General features: G+C 59.2%; 16 protein-coding genes. 11 read left to right on the plus strand and 5 right to left on the minus strand.

Annotated features, from left to right (window positions below):
* The first annotated feature begins 1,023 nt into the window (after nucleotides 1-1,023).
* The 6 genes from AB6B39_RS11650 (at nucleotide 1,024) to AB6B39_RS11675 (ending at nucleotide 5,735) form a co-directional block, all read left to right on the plus strand.
* Nucleotides 1,024-1,806: a hypothetical protein gene (locus tag AB6B39_RS11650; protein ID WP_284370177.1), complete on the plus strand. Its 783-nt coding sequence runs from the start codon at nucleotides 1,024-1,026 to the stop codon at nucleotides 1,804-1,806.
* The gene (locus AB6B39_RS11655; RefSeq protein ID WP_284370175.1) at nucleotides 1,803-2,534 is read left to right on the plus strand and encodes a hypothetical protein; all 732 of its coding nucleotides are present in this window, start codon (nucleotides 1,803-1,805) and stop codon (nucleotides 2,532-2,534) included. Before AB6B39_RS11650 ends, AB6B39_RS11655 begins: the two co-directional genes overlap by 4 nt.
* A gap of 326 nt (nucleotides 2,535-2,860) precedes the next feature.
* Nucleotides 2,861-3,274 (plus strand): DUF350 domain-containing protein, encoded by a 414-nt coding sequence (locus AB6B39_RS11660; RefSeq protein ID WP_284370173.1) that lies wholly within the window; start codon nucleotides 2,861-2,863, stop codon nucleotides 3,272-3,274.
* A gap of 9 nt (nucleotides 3,275-3,283) precedes the next feature.
* Nucleotides 3,284-4,081 carry a S1 family peptidase gene (locus AB6B39_RS11665; RefSeq protein ID WP_284370171.1) on the plus strand — a complete coding sequence of 266 codons (798 nt, stop codon included), beginning with the start codon at nucleotides 3,284-3,286 and terminating at the stop codon, nucleotides 4,079-4,081.
* Nucleotides 4,082-4,086: 5 nt separating this feature from the next.
* Entirely contained in the window at nucleotides 4,087-4,788 is a 702-nt protein-coding gene (locus tag AB6B39_RS11670; protein WP_284370168.1) for an extensin family protein, read from the plus strand.
* Nucleotides 4,789-4,805: 17 nt separating this feature from the next.
* On the plus strand, nucleotides 4,806-5,735 hold the full coding sequence (locus tag AB6B39_RS11675) for a class I SAM-dependent methyltransferase (protein WP_284370165.1): 930 nt from the start codon (nucleotides 4,806-4,808) through the stop codon (nucleotides 5,733-5,735).
* Here the strand turns inward: AB6B39_RS11675 and AB6B39_RS11680 are convergent.
* Entirely contained in the window at nucleotides 5,732-6,721 is a 990-nt protein-coding gene (locus AB6B39_RS11680; RefSeq protein WP_284370163.1) for a cation diffusion facilitator family transporter, read from the minus strand. The genes AB6B39_RS11675 and AB6B39_RS11680 overlap by 4 nt on opposite strands.
* Nucleotides 6,722-6,851: 130 nt before the next feature.
* Here AB6B39_RS11680 and AB6B39_RS11685 point away from each other — a divergent pair, with 130 nt between their 5' ends.
* The 3 genes from AB6B39_RS11685 (at nucleotide 6,852) to AB6B39_RS11695 (ending at nucleotide 11,271) form a co-directional block, all read left to right on the plus strand.
* Nucleotides 6,852-7,982, plus strand: a complete 1,131-nt coding sequence (locus AB6B39_RS11685; RefSeq protein ID WP_284370161.1) for a GNAT family N-acetyltransferase — start codon at nucleotides 6,852-6,854, stop codon at nucleotides 7,980-7,982.
* 146 nt (nucleotides 7,983-8,128) lie between these two features.
* A complete protein-coding gene (locus AB6B39_RS11690) occupies nucleotides 8,129-9,622 on the plus strand; it encodes a coniferyl aldehyde dehydrogenase (RefSeq protein ID WP_284370159.1) in 1,494 nt (497 codons plus the stop codon).
* Nucleotides 9,619-11,271: a GMC family oxidoreductase gene (locus AB6B39_RS11695; protein WP_284370157.1), complete on the plus strand. Its 1,653-nt coding sequence runs from the start codon at nucleotides 9,619-9,621 to the stop codon at nucleotides 11,269-11,271. Before AB6B39_RS11690 ends, AB6B39_RS11695 begins: the two co-directional genes overlap by 4 nt.
* A 6-nt stretch (nucleotides 11,272-11,277) precedes the next feature.
* On the opposite strand, the gene AB6B39_RS11700 is transcribed toward AB6B39_RS11695, so the two are convergent.
* A complete protein-coding gene (locus tag AB6B39_RS11700) occupies nucleotides 11,278-12,666 on the minus strand; it encodes a hypothetical protein (RefSeq protein WP_284370155.1) in 1,389 nt (462 codons plus the stop codon).
* Nucleotides 12,663-13,289: an ATP-binding cassette domain-containing protein gene (locus tag AB6B39_RS11705; RefSeq protein ID WP_284370153.1), complete on the minus strand. Its 627-nt coding sequence runs from the start codon at nucleotides 13,287-13,289 to the stop codon at nucleotides 12,663-12,665. Before AB6B39_RS11705 ends, AB6B39_RS11700 begins: the two co-directional genes overlap by 4 nt.
* A gap of 229 nt (nucleotides 13,290-13,518) precedes the next feature.
* On the opposite strand from AB6B39_RS11705, the gene AB6B39_RS11710 reads away from it, so the two are divergent.
* Together AB6B39_RS11710 and AB6B39_RS11715 are read left to right on the plus strand one after the other, a co-directional pair.
* Complete coding sequence (locus AB6B39_RS11710; RefSeq protein WP_284370151.1) at nucleotides 13,519-14,280, plus strand: tryptophan 2,3-dioxygenase family protein; 762 nt, start codon at nucleotides 13,519-13,521, stop codon at nucleotides 14,278-14,280.
* Nucleotides 14,273-15,376: an aminotransferase class V-fold PLP-dependent enzyme gene (locus AB6B39_RS11715; RefSeq protein ID WP_284370149.1), complete on the plus strand. Its 1,104-nt coding sequence runs from the start codon at nucleotides 14,273-14,275 to the stop codon at nucleotides 15,374-15,376. Before AB6B39_RS11710 ends, AB6B39_RS11715 begins: the two co-directional genes overlap by 8 nt.
* Before the next feature lie 87 nt (nucleotides 15,377-15,463).
* Here AB6B39_RS11715 and AB6B39_RS11720 read toward each other — a convergent pair whose 3' ends face one another.
* Together AB6B39_RS11720 and AB6B39_RS11725 are read right to left on the minus strand one after the other, a co-directional pair.
* Nucleotides 15,464-17,446, minus strand: coding sequence for a M13 family metallopeptidase (locus tag AB6B39_RS11720; RefSeq protein ID WP_371398588.1), 1,983 nt, complete (start codon nucleotides 17,444-17,446; stop codon nucleotides 15,464-15,466).
* A 163-nt stretch (nucleotides 17,447-17,609) separates the two neighbouring features.
* Complete coding sequence (locus AB6B39_RS11725) at nucleotides 17,610-20,822, minus strand: efflux RND transporter permease subunit (protein WP_284370145.1); 3,213 nt, start codon at nucleotides 20,820-20,822, stop codon at nucleotides 17,610-17,612.
* Nucleotides 20,823-20,863 lie beyond the last annotated feature (41 nt).

The raw sequence follows: 20,863 nt of genomic DNA on the forward strand, positions 1-20,863 counted from the left end.
GCGCTTAGGCGAACGCGTCACTGGTTTCAATGCGGCTTCTATTGATTGGGCGAGAGGCCCGGCTTTCGCTGATCGGTCGGTGGCCATCACGGCTATCTGGACAGGCGGAAATGCGCGACCGGCCATCGCGGGCCCGGCGGAAGCGTCAATGTGTCCTGAAAAGACACGAGGCGCAGGCTCCGGCAAAGCTGCCGGATAGACTAAACATTACCGTTTCGCGGCTCGACCGGAGCCTGCGCGTCGGTATCGAAAGCGTTTATCCGCCGACAGGGCGGATCGGAACGGATGACTGAGGCGGGCGACGGTCTCCGGGCGGACCGCAGCGGGTCCGCCCCTCAAAGGCGCGCGCCGCCTTCCTCAATCATACAGCCGATCCGGCCTGTTGACGAAAGCTCGGACAGGTCCGGAGGGTGCATGTCCTCCTCGACCGCCATTCCAATCCGGTTTTGACGCGGCCGCCTCACGGCAGCCCCGGCGCATGGCTGTCCATACGCCCGGATCGAACCTTCCGACCCCCACCCCACCACGGTCATGCAACCGCCTCGTGAACGGAGTGGATGGGAAGGAGGATAGGGTGGGTTGGAAAGGCGGGGATTGGGTTTGTGTGAGGGGTGGATGGAATTGCTGAGTGTCCAAATGGCGCTCAGTTCAATTGATAATGATGGCGTGAATTCATGCGCGATTGATGTTGGATGAGGACCTTATCCGATCGTTACAAAAGCTCCCCTGACCGCTTTGCGACTTCGCTTTGGCGCTTCCTTGAACACGGCGATTTCATCGATCAGTCGAACAGAAACGGAAATATTCCACGAAGCGAGTCCTCGACCGCCACCGTCAAAGTCATCCTGACGCGCCTGCCACCGGCCTTCTAATTAAGAGATGGGGGTGAATGGAGACATCAGATAGCGGCTTAAAACGCCTAAAACTGGACTCTCACTATACAATCTTAAAGCCCGCCAGTGACAAGACTTAGCATTCCGGTATCGTCACTAGATAAAGACCTAAGTTTCATAGGGTGAGAGATTGCTGCTGCGCAGAGTAAAAGTACACGTCCAAGACCAAAACTGGTTTGCCGTCGGCATCGACTTTTGCATTGTCGTGATCGGTGTGTTCATGGGTCTGCAAGTGCAGCAGTGGAACGAGGCCCGAAAGGAAACGGCATTGGAAGCCGCCTATGTCGAACGACTGCATAAGGAGGTCGTTGATCTGGAAGATATAAGAAGGGATCTTATTGCCGAGCGTGAAGTCAATGCCACAGTGTTGCACAATGCCGTCAATCGGCTTTGGGACGCCGAAAGCGACCCATTGACCCAAGACGAATGTGCCTCTGTCTCTACGATTCTCCCCACGACCAATCCGACCGACGATTTGCCCCTTATCATCGAGTTACTGTCTTCTGGCCGCATCACAATCTTTAATAATGAGCGCCTTGAGACGGCGCTCGCTGCTTACCTGATTGCCCGGTCACGAGCTCGGGATTCACGCGAGGGAGTGTCGCGGACAATGCCCCAGCCCTCACTAGAGCATTCTGATTTATTCGAAATCAGACAATCCCTCTCAGATTTCATTATGGATGAAAATTCGGGAACGGCGCCTGACGAAGCAGCTCGTATCTATGGCTCATATATAGTCTGCGATGAAGACGCGATGCGATCGAACGTCATGTTCAAGAACGACCTGTCGAATATGGAGCTGCAATACGCCTATCACATTCTCGACAATAGAAGTGTCAGTGTGGCGCTCGCAGACTTACATGAGGCGCTCGATCTTCTCCTCGATATTGATCATCAGGAGCAGACGCCATGATCTTCCGTCGCATTAAAGCCCATATCGAGAAAGAGAACTGGTTCGCGGTTTTTATTGATTTTACGATTGTTGTCTTTGGCGTGTTCATCGGTATTCAAGTGGCCAATTGGAATGAAGCACGCGTTGATCGTGATCGCGAGGCCCTCATTTTGGAACGCCTCAGGGCTGATTTTGAACAAATTGAAGCGGCCAGTTTGGGGGCGATTGACCAAACCAACGAGAGCATTTCGGTTGTTGAAACCCTGATCCTCGGAACAGAAAAAACGCCTCCGCCCTTTGGCGTAATTTTAACGCCGGAAGAGTTAGAGGCGATTAGTTTTCAAAAAGGTCCCTTACGAGGCTCCTCCACTTATGAAGAACTGAAATCTTCAGGTCAGTTGAGATTTATTCGATCTGAATCACTTCGATCCGATCTCGCCGACTTTGAACGCACGCGGGTTGCGCATAGGCGGGCCGGAAGAGAATTGTTTGAAATGAGAGTTAGGGCGGCGCCATCAATATCCAATATATTGGAGATACGTAATGCGGCCAATACAAGTGAGAATGAAAAGGTGAAAGACACCCTTATGACCGTTACTCATAACGAATTGGCAACCGACCAAAGATCACAAGAACTTGGTGGGCTTCTGAACGTATACTTTAACGTCAAATATTGGCATGAAACAACGCTAAATGACGCGAAGCAAGTTCTAGCGGAGCTTGACGATAGAGGGTACGAAAAACGATAATCCTTCGCCGCATCAAACGTCACAAAAGAGATGCCTATGGGAAATGATCCAACGGCTTAAACTCGCCCCAAGTAAGACACTCGCGTAGGCGCGCTTTCGGGATGATCAAAGTCGTAGAACGTCACCGACATGAAGTACCTCTCTCTTCATTCGGGTCGCGACACGACGCTAACAAGTGAACATCGTGCTCACTTCGCAGCGCGTTGCCTTTTTTTGTTGGGGATTGACCTTGGCATGATCTCGTAACAGCGGATTCCCCTTGCCTCCGTCCCGCCCATCCGCGAGAGGCGGGCGCGGGGATATTTAGGTTGACGGGATAGCGACGCATGACACCTGAACTCGACAGTCTGGCGAACGGGTTTCCCTGGCTGGTCTTCTATCTGCTGGCGGTGACGGCGATTTTTCTGGTCGGGCTTGTCCTCTATGTGAAGCTGACGCCGCATAAGGAATTCGCGCTGGCGGCAGAGGGGAATATGGCGGCGGCCATTCATCTGTCCTCGCTGATCGTCGCCCTGTCCCTGCCGCTGGCCGCTTGCCTGATCCACAAGGTTTCGATCCTGGATGTGGTGATCTGGGGCAGCGTATCGGTCGCCCTGCAGCTGTTCCTGTTCCGCCTGACCGACATGATCTTTCGCGGCATTCCGCAGCTGATCGAGAAGGATGTGGCCGCGCCCGTGCTCGTCCTGGGCGCGTTCAAACTGGCCGGGTCCATCATTCTGGCCTTCGCCATTGCAGGTTGAGGCGGGGCGATGAAGCTGCCGATACCGGACTGGTTGCTGTACCTGACCCTGTTGCTGGCCATGCTGGCCTATGCCAATTCGCGACAGCCTGCGACGCAGCCGCCCGGTGTCGTGCCGGAACTGGGCCCGCTGCTGCCGACGGAATCGCCGCGCGATGAACGGATTCTGGTGCAGATCGATGCGCCCCAGTCCGGCATCGGCACCGCCTTTGCCAGTTCTGCCGACGGAGACTGGCTGACGGCCCGGCACGTGGTCGATAGTTGCGACGAGATCGGGGTAAAGATCAGCGCGCGCCAGATGCTCCGGATCGAACGCACCGAAATCTTCGAAGGTGCCGATCTGGCGCGGCTGAGCTCGGGCTGGGCGCGCGAACCACTGCCGACCGATCTGCAGAGCCCGCGACAGATCGGCGAGCTGGCCTATATGATCGGCTACCCGCAGGGCCGTCCCGGGGAGGTCGTGGCGAGCCTGCTGTCGCGCGGCCGGATGCAGGTCAGAGGACGCTACCGCACCGATGAAGGCGTGCTGGTCTGGTCGGAAGTGGCGCGCAGTCAGGGCCTGCTCGGATCGCTGGGCGGACTGTCCGGCGGGCCTGTGCTGGATTCCGACGGCGAGCTGATCGGGGTCGTCGCCGCCGAAACCCCACGCCGGGGACGAGTCTATACGGTCGCGCCGCGAAACCTGCGACAGGTCATGGCGCCGGTGGATGTGGCCCATCGTCCTCTCGATCCCGACAGTTACACACTGGAAGCCGACCGCCTGCGCCGTGACCGACGCGTCGCGCAGGTCGTCTGCATGAAAGGTTAGGTTCGATGCGGGGCTGGATCTCATTTGCCTTGACCGTCCTGCTGCTGGTCGCGGCGTTTCTGGCCGCCAACCGGCTGATTCCGAACGAACATCTGCCGTGGCGACCGCTTGATCCGGAACGGCCCATCGGCATGGCGACCAAGGGGCAATTGCTGCGCCTCTCCGTCGCGCCGAGCGAGGTCTGCATGGCCATGGCCCGCGACATTGCCGCGTTTGAGAGCATCCCCTCGGAGCCGCGCGAGGCTCAGGACCCGTGCGGCTGGGATGTGGCGCGTCTGGTCTACGGCGCGCAGAATGCGATACTGGCTCCCGGCGAAGCCAACATGCAGTGCCCGCTTTCGGTTGCCACTTATCTATGGGTGCGGCAGGTCGATCAGCTGGCGCGTGATCGCTACGATCAGCCGCTCGCCAAAATCCACCATATGGGGTCCTATTCCTGCCGCCGGCAGCGCGGCAATGGTTCGGGACGGTGGAGCGAACACGCCTTCGCCAACGCCTGGGACGTCGCCGCCTTCGAACTGGCCGACGGGCAACTGATCCAGCTGCTGCGCGACTGGGACAGCGAGGACAAGGATCACCGCGAATTTCTGCGCGACGCTCGCCATGAGGCCTGCCGCATCTTCAATGTCACCCTGTCGCCGGACTATAATGCAGCGCACCGCGATCACTTCCATGTCGATATGGGCCCCTATTCGACCTGCCGATAAGCTGATAGCGCGTCCACATGCTGCCGCGTTCTGATTTCGACCGAGACTTCCAGACCCTCATTGCGAACCATGATGCGGGAGCACGTGGCTATCTGCAGCATCATGAGCAGCGCTTCTACGAACTGTTCGACACGCTGGCGCGCTATGTCGGCGACCGCGATGCTCCAAAAGTCCTCGAAATCGGGACATCGCCCTTCACGACATTGTATAAACGCCTGTTCCCGCACGTGCGGTTGACGACGATCGACAGACCGCTTTCCATGGGCGGTGCCGGGACCGATTTCAGTACCAGAGACGCTCAGGCCGAAGCGCACCATAATTTCGATCTGAACATGGAGGCGCTCCCGCCGTCGATCGGGCAGTTCGACTATATCGTATTCTCCGAAATCCTCGAACACCTTGTCATCAACCCGACACAGATGATCGAAGAGCTGGTCGCGCTGCTCAAGCCCGACGGCTATCTCTATCTGACCACGCCGAATTTCTTCAGCTACCACCTGCTGGCCCGCATGGCCCGACGCGACAATCCGCAAGTCGTCATGCATCGCCGCGGCGAAGACCCGGACGCAGCCTATCATTTCCGGGAATATGCGTTGAACGAGCTGGTCGAGGCCGCCATCGCGGCGGGCGGGCGGGTTGTTCTGGCCGAGACATCGGCCTGCTGGGAGACGGATGAACATCGGCAGCAACTCGCTGAGTTTCCCTATCTCTACTCCAACCTGATCCTTATGGTCATGCCAGCTGCATCAACACAGCATGAGGCTATTACCGATCCGGTCATGACCGGTCCGTTCGATCCGCTAAAGCAGGATTTACTGTCATTCCTGGCCCAGAGAGAGGCGGAGGCGATTGAGACCAGAGAGATCGATGATCTGAAGGCCCGGCTGGAACGGTACGAGACAGGCCGATTTGCCGCACTCGTTCGCTGGCTATCGCGCAGACATTAGGGATCGAGGCCCGTCCGGCGCATCACGTCGACCGTGGCATGATCAATACCGAATTCCGTGTCGAGACGCGCCTTGATCGCGCGGCTGACAGGGCCGAGCCTCTGCCCCTCACCGACATAAGCGTCGAGCGTAACGACGTGCCTTTCCGGCGTGACACTCCAGGCATGAACATGCTCGACCGCGATCAACCCGTCGATGGTTTCGACGAGATCGGTCGCAACGGCGCGTGTGTCGATCCCGTCAGGCGCCCCTTGCAGCAATATATGCGCACTCTGGCGAACCAGAAACCATGCGGATCGCAAGATCAGACACGCCACCAGGACGGACAGGATCGGGTCGACGGCCACCCAGCCTGTCGCCATGATGATCAGGGCCGCGCTGATGGCGGCGGCGCTACCCAGCAAGTCCCCGAGGACATGCAGCATAGCGCCGCGAACGTTCAGATTGTCACGATCCGCGCCCTGCAGAATGGCGAACACAACCAGATTGACAACCAGCCCCGCTATGGCCACCCACAGCATCGGACCGGCCAAGATACTGCCGGGCGCGTTCAGACGCTGCACGGCCTCCCAGACGATCCACCCCGCCACGGCAAACAATGTCAGCCCGTTGACGAAAGCGACCAGAATCGAGAACCGGTCGAATCCGAACGTATGTCGCCATGTTGCAGGGCGCTGGGCGATAACGAAGCCGCCCCAGGCCATGGCCAGCGCGGCAAAATCCGTCACCATATGGCCAGCATCGGCAATCAGAGCGAGGGAGCCGGATATGAGGCCGCCAATGACTTCCACGATCACGAACAGACCTGTCAGAACAGCCGCCAGCCCGACCCGATGACGGTTTCGCGCATTGACGCGCGGCGCGTGCGAATGCCCGCCATGATGATGACCTGAATGATCGTGGCCCATATGATCGTGTCCGGCCCGATCATCGTGTTCGGCCTGATGATCGTGTTCGGAATGGTCCTTTCGGGCGCGTCTACTCATCCGCTTCTCTTCGCCAGACCCGCGCCGCTCTGCAAGCTCGGAAATCGTCTGATAACCATATGCGGGGTCAAAAGCCGCAAGTGCGTATGCTTTAAGGAGATTTTCAACGCTTCGCTCTAGGCGCATCAGGATGGCTGATGCTCTGCATATCGATACACGTCCTCTTTCGGCCCTTTCGGATCAGGACCGGCGCGACTGGATCGCCCTACGCGCCGCCAATCCCGACCTGGAGAGTCCCTACCATCATCCCGATTATCACGGGGCCGTCGACGCCCATCAGGGTGGGGTTCAAATCACGACGGCGCGTCAGAACGGACAGCTCGTTGCGGTCCTGCCCTGGCAGGGCGGGCGGTTTGCCCGACCGTCCGGCGCGCCCCTGTCCGATTATCAGACCGTGATCGCCGGGACGGACACACGGCTCGATATTACACGCCTGTTGCAGGGCCAGAAAGTCGGGGCATTTCACTATTCCGCCATGCCAACTGACCGGTCGGATCCGGCGGATTTGGCGATTGAAACCGCACGGATGGAAATCACTGGTGCAGACGCGTGGCGCGAAAGCCGGGATGGCAGCTATCGCCGTCATCTGAAGTCGACACGTCGCCGGACCCGAAAGTCCGAAGAGGAAGTCGGCCCGCGCCGTATCGTCACCCAGAGCCGTGACGTCGATGCCTATCAGTCGCTCATGCGCTGGAAGCGCGAGAAATTCGCTGAAACCGGAAAATTCGACGTGCTGGCCAATCCGGGGACGTCAGGTCTGTTGCGGAGTCTATGGGAGGCGGGTCCTGCCGCGCCGCTGCGCGCCGATCTGCATGTGCTTTACTTCGGGGACCGCATGGCTGCCGCCGATCTGGGGCTGACCGACGGTTCCGTCTTTCATAGCTGGATCGTCGGTTACGACCCGGAACTGATGGCTTTCGCGCCCGGCATTCAGTTGCTCGAAGGATTGATCGACGCCTCCGATGCGCTGGGTTATTCCGTGATCGATCTGGGATCCGGGACCGACGGCTATAAGCGTCACTATGCCTCTCACCCGCGACACGTCACCTCCGGGGTCGTCACGGTTCCCTCCGCCGCGGGGTGGATGGCGGCCTTGTATGATCGCGCCGAACGCGACCTGCGATCGCGAACGGGCGATGCGCTGGGAAAGGCTCGCCGTCGCTATAGCCAGATCGCCGCCTGCGAAACGGAGTTGGCAGGCCGGACACGGGCCATGACGCATGCCTTTGGCCAACATTTCCGCAGCAGCCGGTCTGCCTGATTGTCTGCCTGATTGGCAGCCCGCCGTGGCGGGCACCCACCGCCCTCAAAGATGAATGCCCGCCTGCAAGCATCGGCGTTTGCGACCTGTCGGGCCTTCCGCTATTGAGTCATTGATAAATAAGACAATCGATAAAGGGGCCGCCTGTGGTTCGCATCAATCCGGACATGCCATCGTCACAGTCTGACGCACTGACGGAAGCTGACCTCGAGACCGCACTGCAGCTGCAAAAGGATGCCTTCAAGCGCGAACCCTATCCCGCCTGGTCCGTGCGCAAGGCCCGACTGGAAACCCTCAGAGATGTCCTGTACGCTCATGAGGACGAGCTGAAAGCGGCGATCCGCGACGATTTCGGTCATCGGTCTTTCAACGAAACCCTGTTCGCCGATTTAATTCCGACCTATAATGAGATCGCCTATATGCTGAAGCATGGCGAAAAGTGGATGCGTCGCCGGAAAAAATCGGTCGAAATCACCCAGATGGGCGCGTCCGCTGAAATCATTCCGCAACCGCTCGGCGTAATCGGGATCATATCGCCCTGGAATTATCCGATCAACCTGACCGCACCGCCCATGGCAGCCGCCTTTACGGCCGGTAACAGCGTCATGGTCAAACTGAGCGAATATACGCCGCGCTACGCGGAACTGTTCAAACGCATGATGGGTGAGGTCTACGATCCTGAGATTGTATTCGTAGCGACCGGCGGCGCTGATGTTGCAAAAGCCTTTTCCAGCCTCACCTTCGACCATCTGCTATTTACGGGATCGACCAGCGTCGGGCGGCATGTCGCGCGCGCCGCCGGCGAGAACCTCGTGCCAGTGACGCTGGAACTGGGCGGAAAATCGCCCGTGCTGATTTCGGATGATGCCGATATGGATATGACCGTGGCGAGTATTGCCACGGGGAAGACCTTGAATGCGGGGCAGACCTGTATCGCGCCGGACTATGTGCTGATGCCGCAGTCCAGGATCGATGCCTTTTCCGCAGCCCTAATCCAGCAGACGGAAACCATGTTCCCGAAATTTGCCGGCAATGCGGATTATAGCTCGATCATTGCGGACTCCCATTATGCGCGCCTGCAGGACCTGCTGGACGATGCGGAAAGCAAGGGCGCCACCGTGCGCGTTGCCGGTAGCGACGACAAGCAACAACTCGCCAAGGAACGCCGTATTCCACTCACCGTCGTCACCAATACGACGCCGGACATGAAAATCAGGCAGGAAGAGATTTTCGGCCCGCTGTTACCGATCGTCGCCTCAGAGACGACGGATGACCAGATCGCCTTTGTAAAGGATCACCCGCGCCCGCTGGCGCTCTATCATTTCAGCAAGGACAAGGCGACGCAGGACCGCGTGTTGCTGGAAACACATGCGGGCGGTGTCGCGACGAATGAGACGATGTGGCATTTCGTGCAGAGCGAACTGCCCTTTGGCGGGATCGGGCCGTCCGGCATCGGTCGCTACCATGGCGAATATGGTTTCGATGCCTTCAGCCACATGAAGGGTGTGTTTCATCAGTCCACAGGCGGCATACGGCACATGATCAAGAAGAAACTGCTGGCCGGATTGGCGCCGCCCTATGGCGAGAAGGCGAATAAGCTGGCCACCATGGCGCGCAAACAGGCTGGCGTGAAAGAGTGACGTCCCGGCGCTACGACTACATCATCGTCGGGGCGGGCAGTGCGGGCGCCACCATCGCCAATCGCCTGAGCGCTGATCCGGACGTGTCGGTCCTGCTGCTGGAAGCAGGCGGATCGCACGAACATTGGACGGTGCGTATCCCGGGCGGCATGGTCATGAACATTGTGATGAAGGCCCGCAACTGGGACTTTGAAACGGTTCCGCAAAAGGCCCTGAATGACCGGCAGGGTTTTCAACCGCGCGGCAAGATGCTGGGCGGCAGTTCAGGCGCCAACGCCATGATCTATATTCGGGGCGCGCAATATGATTACGACAACTGGGCCGCGATGGGCGCGGACGGCTGGGCCTATGACGATGTGCTGCCCTATTTCAGGAAATCCGAACATCGTGAAGCCGGGGCGGATACCTATCATGGGCAGGGCGGTGAACTGAACGTCGCACCGATCCGCACGCCATCGGAGATCAATGACGTTTTCCTGGAAGCGGGACGATCACTGCAGTGGCCGATGAATAATGACTTTAACGGCGAAACCCAGGAAGGCCTCGGCTTTTACGAAGTCACACAGAAAGACGGCGAACGCTGGAGCACGGCTCGCGCCTTTCTCGATCCTGTCATGGACCGCCCCAACCTGACCGTGGTTCAGCACGCCCTGACGGAAAAAGTCCTGACCGACAACGGACGCGCCACGGGCGTGAGGTACCGGATCACCAAGGGCCGCAAGGGAACGGTCGACGCCCTTTGCGACCGTGAAGTCATTCTCTCGGCCGGCGCCTTTGGCAGCCCACAAATTCTGCTTCTGTCGGGCATCGGCGCGAAGAAACATCTCGAGCCCCACGGCATCGATCAGGTGGCTGACGTGGCCGGGGTCGGCGAAAATCTGCAGGACCATATCGACGTCACGCTCTGTTTCAAATCGCGCATGAAGGATCTGTTGGGCCTCTCACTGCCCGGCATGGTGCGGATGGTCGGCGAAATGTGGAAGTACCGCACCCGGCGCGAGGGCATGTTCACGACCAACTATGCGGAATCGGGCGGATTTCTCTATACGGACCGGTCCGAACCTGCCCCCGACATACAGCTGCACATGGTCCGGGCCATCGTCGACGACCATGGGCGCAAAATGCATCTCGGTCACGGCTATAGCTGCCATGTCTGTGTCCTGCGGCCGAAAAGTCGCGGCTCGGTCACGCTGGCCAGCGCAGATGCGGCGGATGCCCCACTGATCGACCCGGCGTTTCTCGATGATGAGCGCGATCTCGATACGCTGCTCCGGGGCGTGAAAATGCTGCAACGCATTCTGCGCGCGCCTGCCTTCGATAAGGCCAATCTGAAATCGCTCTATGCCGCCGATAGCGACGATGACGACGAATTGATCGCCGATATTCGCGAGCGCGCCGATACGGTCTACCATCCGGTCGGTACCTGCAAGATGGGCGACACGGCCACTGATCCGATGGCTGTCGTGGACCCGCGCTTGCGCGTTCGCGGTCTGACGGGCCTGCGTGTCGCCGATGCGTCGATCATGCCGCAAATCGTCTCGGGCAACACCAACGCCCCGGCGATCATGATCGGCGAGAAAGCCGCCGACATGATCCGCGAAGACTGGGCGTCCCAGACCCAAGACAGGAAGGCCGATGCCTCGGCATAGTCGCCGCTAGAAGGGCGATGGGCCCAGATTGAGGTAGCCGTACCAGAGGATCAGCAGGATCAGCCGCGCAGCAACAGGACCGCGCGTGACATGACCGAGACCGACGGCGATCAGCGGTAGACCGACACCGATCGCCGCGACATCCCGCCATTCCCCCACTGGCAGTGAGATCATGGACGGGATCAGCAGGATCAGACAGGCCGCACAGGCCACGACAAGCCTGTCAATGAACTGACGGGTCAGCGGAACGGGCATGGTGCCAAGCCATTGCTCGACCGACTGTGGACGCCAGCGCGCGCCATAACGCGTCAGTGGGAAAATCAGGATCAGAGCCAGGGCCGGCCCGACCATGCCGCGTAATGGGAAGACGAGACCAGCTAGTGCGACAGCCGCGATAACAGGCAACAGCAGCTTCGGTCGGAAAATGTCTTCGGCATAAACCCGAATGCGCGACACGAGGCCCATTGCGGTCGCGGCCACTGGGGCAACCGGGTCCGTGGCGAACGTCGCCGGACCGGACCGGACAGGCTGTTTGCGGCGCGAGACTTTCATCTTGCCGGGCTTGAACAGCCATCCTGCAGACCAGGCCAGAAACGCAGACGCCGCAAACCAGAATAGTCGCGACCCTAGAAAAGCCGGGTTGGAAACACCGGCCATCGCATCGAAATCCATCAGACGATCCATGTCCGGCGCACCGCCAATATACATCTCTCTGACGGGTTCGGATGTTCCGTCCAGCATTGGCGAGGCGAAGCCGAATATATCGACAAAGGGCGATGCGCCGCTACCATCCATGAAGAACATGGCGGAAAAGCTCAGTGCCGCCATCCAGAAGACGACGAACAGCACATCACCCCAGGCCCGACGGAGCCATGGCCGCATGGCAAAAAATGTCCTGATGGCCGCGATTGTCGCCAACGTCGGTCCCGCGATCAGAAACGCCGCGATCAAGGTTTCGAACGGCGCAACGTCTGACAGAGGCAGGCGGAAAAAGGACAGGAAGACGCCCGAGAGCGCCAGAATGAACAACAGGATCCAGAGCGCCGCCGTATCGCCGATCCACTGTCCCAGCGAGAGTGCAGAGCGCGACCGCGGCACCACATCCGTCACCTGACGCGGCTGTTTGCGGGTCGGCCCTGCTTTCAGAAAGATGTAGACCAGCGGGGTCAGCATGACCGCCGTGATGACGCCGAGCTGCAAGCCAATGACCGACGCCGTCGGTCGCAGGATCGCATCATTCACTGCCAGCAGCGAATAGCCGGCCCCGGGTTCGGGCACGAGATAGCGAGCCGCAATCGGTCCGGCGATGGCGAGTAACCAGATGGCAGGCGACCGCAGATGGCGGGTGAGCTGCTGCCGGGCATGCAGCGCAACATGACTGACATAGTCGCTCATGCGGCGATCGGCTGGATATCGAAAATATCGAATGTCCGGCCAGCCAGACTGTCCTGCAGATGCGTCGTCATCAACACGACGGCCCGGACCGCCGTCTCGAATATCAGATCGTTCACATGACCGCCCGTAACCGTGTCGAGTTCCGCTGTCGGTTCGTCCAGAATGAGGATCTGCGGATCCCCGAGAAAGGCCTGCGCCAGACCCAGTCTGCGGCGCATGCCACCCGAATAGGTCGCAATCCGGCCAGACGCATCGCGCGCCAGCCCTAGCCTGTCGAGCAAGGTGTTGGCTTGCGCTTTGGCAGCGCCGAGCGGAAGACCCTTGAGCGCGGCCACATGCAACATGAAATCTAGCCCCGACAGATCGTCGGGAAAATCGATCCGTTGCGGGGCATAACCCAGCGCCGCGCGGAACCGCTTCACACGGGACTTTACAGGATCCCCCTGCCACAGGCGCTGTCCGGATGATGGCTTTTCGACCGTCGCGCAGAGCCTGAGAAGGGTCGACTTGCCAGCTCCGCTGGGCCCCGTAATCACCGTGACACCCTGACCGAACTGCCGGGAGACCCCCTGCAATACGGGTTTCTTGCCATAGGTCTGGCCGATATCGATCAGTTCCAGCATAATATCATCCCGTCTCCTGCCATGACCCTGCCTCAAAGCCAGAAGACAGGCAAACGCATTCCATCCACGTCCCTCTTTACAGCGCTGAACTTCCCGGCCACCCTGTGCCTATGTCCAGAGACAGGATCGAACTGGCGGAACATGTGCTGCGGTGCTGGCTGACGGGTCACGCCTGATCCGGCGTGTCAGCCGATACTCGCCGATCAATCGAACCCACAGGACACAGACAATGGACAGACCTACTTACCAGAGCATGATGCGCGGCAATGGCCAGCTCGACTATGAAATCTACCTGAATACGGAACAGCTGCTGGCGTGCCAGAAGGAACCGGACGCGCTCTGCAATCCGGACGAGCTGCAGTTCATGATCGTTCACCAGATCGAAGAGCTGTGGATGAAGCTCATGGCGAACACGCTCCTCGATATTGATGATGAAATGCGCGCCCGCAATACGTTCAAGGCTCTGACGCTCTTCCGGCGCGTTCATATCTGTCAGGAGATGATGTCCCAGCAGCTCAGCCTGCTCGAAACCATGTCACCCAAGGATTATCAGGAAATCCGACTGCTTCTCGGCAATGGCAGCGGCCAGGAAAGCCCCGGCTTTCGCGTGCTGCTGAAAATGCCGAAAGAGCTCTGGGCCACCTATGTCGATGTCTATCTGGACGGCGGGAAACGGTCTGTCGAACATGTTTACGATAGCGGATATACGCATGACGACGCCTATATGATCGCAGAAGCGCTGGCCGAATTCGACGAACTATTTCAGAAGTTCCGCCACACGCATATGCAGCTCATCTACCGCTCCATCGGTGTCGCCGCCAATTCGCTCAAGGGTCGCCCCGTCGAAATCTTGCGGGAAGGCATGAAACAGAAGATGTTCCCGGAACTCTGGCAGGTCCGCGCCGAGATGACGGATCGCTGGGGCGGGACTTACGGCCATAAGCGTGACAAGCTGTCCCCGTCTGAGACCGACGATTCTGATCATGCGTGAGCGGTTTTTCGTTCCGGACACATACTTCATGTCGCACAGCGTCGGATGTCTGCCGCGTCTGACCGAAGCCCGCATTGAACAGGACTATCTGACACCGTGGCGGATCGGCACCAACTGGTCGGATTGGATGACTATTCTGGACCGGTTTCGCGCCCATATCGGTGAACGGCTGGGCGTCGACGCGGCGACAATCTGTCCGCAGACCAATATATCCAGCGCCCTGACGAAAATTCTTCACAGCCTGTCCGATGAGGTTCGACGCAAAGACCCTTCCCGCAAAGTCATCCTGCTGACGCGGCAGGATTTTCCAACGATCGGCTTTGTCGTCGCCCAGGCTGAACGCGCCGGATATGAGATGCGGTTTATCGACGGCGACGTGACCAATCCGGCGGTCTGGGCCGACAGCATCACGGATGATGTCGCGTTCGTGCATGTGACGCACGCGCTTTCCAACAGTTCCCATGTGCTGCCCGTCCAGGCCATCTGCGACAGGGCCAGACAGGCAGGAGCGCTATCCATTGTCGATGTCGCGCAGTCGGTGATCGCCGTTCCGACCCCGGTCAATGACTGGCAGGCCGACTTCGTGACCGGCACTAGCGTCAAATTTCTGTGCGGGGGTCCGGGGGCATGCTTCCTCTATGTCGCCCCGGAGCGACTAGCCGACTGCCGGCCCGTCGATGTTGGCTGGTTCAGTCACGACAATCCCTTCGAAATGGATATTACCCGCTTCCGCTATGCCGACAACGCGATGCGGTTCTTTGGCGGCACACCCTCGCCTGCCCCCTTCATCTGCGCCAATGCGGCGCTGAGCCTGTGGGCATCGCTCGATCTGCAAGCGATCCATGCCCGCATCCAGGACCATCTGGACAGGCTATCCGCCTCGGTCCCGGACGACGAGCTCGTCTCACCCAAGGACCGCAACCAGCGCGGCGCGACCTGTGTCGTGAACCCGCATGACCGGGACGCACTGTCGGCGCGTCTGGATGCGGCGAGTATCCGCTATGATGTGAGGGATAGCGGCTTCCGCTTTTCCGTACATGGCTACACCTCAGACGCGGACATATCGCGCCTGACCGAATGTCTGCGCGACCTCTAAGCAGCCCGTCAGCAAGACATGGTTCACCAGACAAGAAAAAGGCGAGGACCGAAATCCTCGCCTCGTTCAGTCTGGCTTTCGACCTGATTAGCCGTCGACGTTGGCGGCATCCCAGATGCGGACCCGATCTTCAGGAGCCAGATACATGGCGTCATCAGGGCCGACATTAAAGGCCTCATACCAAGCGTCGACATTGCGGACAATGCCATTGGCGCGGAACTCGCCCGGGCTGTGCGGGCCGTTTTTGATCTGCTGCGACAGGGCCTCATCACGCCATTTGATGGCCCAGACCTGCGCCCAGGCCATGAAGAAACGCTGATCACCCGTGAAGCCATCGATCACCGGGGCCTCTTCGCCGTTCAATGACCGCTTATAGGCATCATAAGCGAGGACAACGCCCGTCAGATCGCCGATATTCTCGCCCAGGCCGAGACGCCCATCGAGGAATTCGCCGGGCAGCGGCTCGAACGCGCTATATTGATCTGCCAGCCGGGCGGCCCGTTCTTCAAAGCGCGCCGCATCCTCGGCCGTCCACCAGTCACGCTGTACGCCGTCGCCATCGGACTTGCGGCCCTGATCATCGAAGCCGTGGCCCATTTCGTGGCCGATCACAGCGCCGATACCGCCATAATTGACCGCCGGATCGGCGTTGGGATCGAAGAAAGGCGCGTCGAGAATAGCCGCCGGGAAGACGATCTCATTCAGGACGGAGTTGTAATAGGCGTTTACGCGCTGCGGAGTCATGCCCCATTCGTCGCGGTCGATCGGTCCGCCGAGATCGCCGAGCTGATCTTCCCAGCCCCATTCGCGCGTGCTCTTGATCGTGCCGTAGAGATCATCACGATCGACTTCGAGACCGGCATAGGTTTCCCATACATCCGGGTAGCCGATCTTGGGATTGAACTTCGCGAGCTTATACTGCGCTTCTTCCTTCGTTTCGGCGCCCATCCATTCGAGATTGTCGATCCCGTCCTTGAAGGCGGCTCGAAGGTTCTCGACCAGCTCGTCCATCTGCTGCTTGGACTCGGGCGGGAAATACTTGTCGACATAGACTTTGCCGACAACGAAGCCGAGCGTACCATTGACGGCTGAGACGCCCCGCTTCCAGCGGGGGCGTTGTTCTTCCTGACCGCGCAGGATCCGGCCATAGAAATTGAATGAGGCATCATCGATGCGCGCCGGGAGATAGGCGGCGTTGGAGGAGAGCAGCGAAACCGTCAGATAATCCTTCAGCACGTCGACAGGCGTCTCCGCAAACACGTCAGCGGACGCATCGATTGCGGATTTCTCGCGCACGATCAGATCGGTTTCTCCGGACAGGCCCAGATTGTCGAACATACGCGCCCACGGAATACCCGGAGCCATCTCGGCCAGCTCGTCCATGGTCATCTTGTTATAGGTCGCGTCGCGATCACGGCGCTGGACCGGTGTCCAGTGACCTTCGGCCATGGCCGTTTCATAGGCCATCACGGCTTCGGCCCGCGCGCGCGGATTGTCGACGCCGGCTTCGGTCAGCATGGTCGTCATGAAGTCGACATAGCCGGCGCGGATCGCATCAGCGCGGTCGCCCTCATCGAAATAGCTATCGCGGTTCGGGAGGCCAAGACCGGACTGGCTGAGATAGATGCTGTGCGTGTCGTTCTCCTTGGCATCAATATAGATGTAGGGATTGACAGGGGCGCGCAGGCCGAGCGCCGGATCACTCATCAGATCGACGATCGAGTTGAGATCATCCGCGGCCCGGATTCTGGCCAGATCTTCGGATATCGGGGCGAGCCCTGCCGCTTCGATCGCATCCAGATCCATATAGGCATTGTAGAAATCGGCGATGCGCTTCTCATCTGCTGTGGGATTGTCTGCACTGGCTGCGGCTTCGATAATGCCACGAACCCGCTCTTCGGCCCGGTCGCTCAGAACATTGAACGAGCCATAACGGGACCGGTCAGCCGGAATTTCGGTTTCTGCCAGCCAGGTTCCATTGACATACTCGAAGAAATTATCACCCGGATCGACGGCTGTGTCCATGTTCTCCAGAGAAACACCGAAGGTTCCAAGTTGCGGATCAGCCATCGCGATCTGCGTCGCCTCGGTTGCCTCGACGGCCGCCGTGTCACCGACCGTCGCGTCGGTCGCGCTATTGTCACTACAAGCGATGAGCGCCAGGGCCAGCAGGCTTGCGCCCGTTGTCAGATATCAATTCATGGTCAGGTCCTTGCAATCAGGAAGTGGGTGCCTATTCGGCAGGTTGCGGTTCGGGAGTTGGTGTCGCTGGTCCGGTATCGGCCGCAATTTCGAAATCATCCAACGCCATGGCCATTTCGGGATTATAGGTCGAGCCGAATGGCTGTTGCGCCTCGCCCGTCCACAGTCCTTTGAAGAAACGGCTAATATCCACGCCGATTCCGTACATGGCCGGCACCAGCATCAGCGTCAGGAAGAAGTCGAACAGGACGCCAAACGCCAGCGCGACGACCATCGGCTTCAGGAATTCGGCCTGAGGACTGGTTTCGAACAGGATCGGCACCAGACCGACAAAGGTCGTAACCGATGTCAGAAGAATGGGCCTGAAACGCGCGACACACGCATCCAGCATGGCCTGATAGGCGCCGACGCCCTTGGCGCGTAATCGATTGACGTAATCGATCAGAACCAGGTTGTCGTTCATCGCCACCCCCGTGGCAGCGAGGAACCCGAAGATCGAGAACATGCCGAACGGCACCCCCGTCACCAGATTACCGAAGATCATGCCGACCCAGGCAAAGGGCAGCGCAATCAGGATCAGGAACGGTTGCGCGTAAGACCGGAAAGCGATGGCCAACAGAATATAGGTCGCCAGAACGATCGCGATGAGACTGATGTTGAGTTCGCGCATGAAGTTCTGCTGGATCTCATCCTCGCCGACCGTGATGCGGCTGGCGCGCGGATGGCGCACTTCCCATTGCGGGAAGAAGTTCTCATCCATGTCGGCGCGGATTTCCGTCGAGCGCGATTGCTCGCCGCGCACGCGCGCGCCCGTATATTCCACGCGCTTGCGATCCCGGCGGTTGATCCGTCCGACACCTTCGGCGATCTCGGCTTCGGCCACGGAATAGAGCGGCACTTCGACCCCGTTGGCGGCACGAATGCGCAGCTGGTTCAGACTGTCGATGCTTTCGCGCGCCGCTTCAGGATAGCGCACCATGACACGGACATCTTCGCCGTTTCGCGGCAGACGCTGAACCTCGCGGCCATAGAAGGCCTCGCGAACCTGACGCGTGACATCAGCCAGTGTGATGCCGAGTGTTTCAGCTCCCGGCTTCAAGGTGAAGCGGATTTCGCTGGCCGAACTTTCAAGACCGTCCCACGCATTATTAATGTCGGGATAGGTTTCGAGCTGGTTCTTGATGTCGAGCACGGCGGCGCGCAGATCGTCTTCATTCGAAGCGGCAACGCCGTAGAACAGACCGCCGCCCTGCCCCGAGCCACCTTCCGTGAAGCCATATTGCACCCGGAACGCATCTGGGATGGGCCCGACATATTCCTCCAGCTTGTCCGCAATATCCTTTGACGAAATCCGACGCCGCTCATCCGTCGCAGCGAGACCCAGATAGCCTTCGATGCTGCGGCCTTCGGCAATCGTGCCCGGCTTGTCGATGATCGGACCTTCGATGCCGAAATCGGCCATCGCATTTTCATTCAGCCGCGCAATACCGGCATCGACCTGCCCGCGCGCCTGACTGACACGCTGGAAGGACGTGCCTTCAGGGAAGCGCGCATTTACGGAAATCATGTCGCCTTCGACCTCGGGAATAAAAGCGGTCGGGGCGATTCCGGAAATCAGCAGGGCAAACGCCATGCCGAGCATACCAAGGAAGAAGGCCAGCGTGGCATAACGCCAGCGGATCAGCATGGCGACGAAAGGCCGAAAATGGTTCTTGGCGAATGAGACCAGGCTTTCCGCGATTTTGTTCTGCAAACGCAGCAGCGCATTCGAACTGGGCTCCACATGCTTCATATGACGCAGGTGAGCCGGCAGAATGAAGAAGGCTTCGATCAGGGAGAACACCAGTACGGCCACAACGACGAGGCTGATCTGACTGAAAATCGCCTGGATCGGGCCACTCATGAACAGGAATGGCAGGAACATGATGATCGTCGTGACGACGGCGAAGAAAACCGGCTTGGCCACCATATAGGCCCCGCCGATCGCGGCGCGTTCGCCTTCAATGCCGTTCTCATTGTGCAAATGGATGGATTCCCCCACCACAATAGCGTCATCGACGACGATTCCGATCACCAGCAGGAAGGCGAACAGCGAAATCATGTTCAGCGTAATGCCGAGCGTCGGCGCAATCGCGATCGCGCCCATGAAAGCGGCGCCAATGCCGATCGTCACCCACAGGGCCACCATCGGACGCAGGAAAAGCGCCAGAATGATAAGAACGAGAATGAGCCCGGTCAGCGCATTGCCACCTATCAGCGACATCCGGCTGTCAAACATGGTCGAGCCATCGAACCAGATCCGGAAATTCAGATCAGGCGGAAGGCTGTCGCGCACATCCTGTTCGAATTGACGGATCGCTTCGCCGGACTCCGTAATGTTCATCTTATCCGGAGAGACGACCTGAAAAATCGCAGTCGTCTGGCCGTTGAAGCGGGCGTCGAAATCATCTTCGGCAAACCCGTCAATGACATTGGCAATATCACCGACACGAACCGTGCCACCCTGAGCCGTCTGCCGGACAATGATGTCTTCGAACTCATCTGCTGAGTTGGCCAGATTACGCGCCCGGAGTTGCAGATTCCCGGCAGTCGTTTCGACCGTTCCGGCAGACAGGTTGACGGATGCGCCGCTGATGGATTGCGCGACCTGACTGAAGGTCAGACCGTAACGCCGCAGCGCTTCCTCGCTGATTTCGATCGTGACCTGTTCATCCTGCTTGGAAATCTGGGATGTCAGCTGCAGGCCGGGAAGTTTGGAAAGCTCCTGTCGTAGCTGCGTGGCTTCGCGCTGCAGGGTCAGCCGGTCCATATCCCCGTAAAGCGCCAGATACATGATATCGGCGCGGGCATCCCAGCGGAAAACCTGCGGACGGAACGCATCGGGCGGCAGATTCTGAATGCCGTCGACGCGGGCTTTGACCTGGTCCAGCATCTTTTCATAATCGATGCCGATCTTGGTTCGGATATTGACGTTGGCGGAGCCTTCGCGCGCATTGCCTTCAATATAGTCGATACCGTCCAGGCCGTCGACGGCCTCTTCGATCCGCACCACGAGCTGCTGTTCGACGTCGCGCGGCGATGCCCCAGGCCAGGAGACGCTGACCGACATACCGTTGATCGTCGTCTGCGGAATGAATTCGCGCTGCAGATTGAGATAGCCGAAAATGCCCCCGACAACCATCAGGAACATTAAGAGGTTCGCCGCGACAGGATTACGGACGAAATAGGTGATTATACGGCGCATAGGCTCAATCTGCCTTTTCCTTGGACGAGGCGGGAGGCCTC

Origin of the sequence: Algimonas porphyrae (assembly GCF_041429795.1) — a bacterium.
Classification (GTDB): domain Bacteria; phylum Pseudomonadota; class Alphaproteobacteria; order Caulobacterales; family Maricaulaceae; genus Litorimonas; species Litorimonas porphyrae.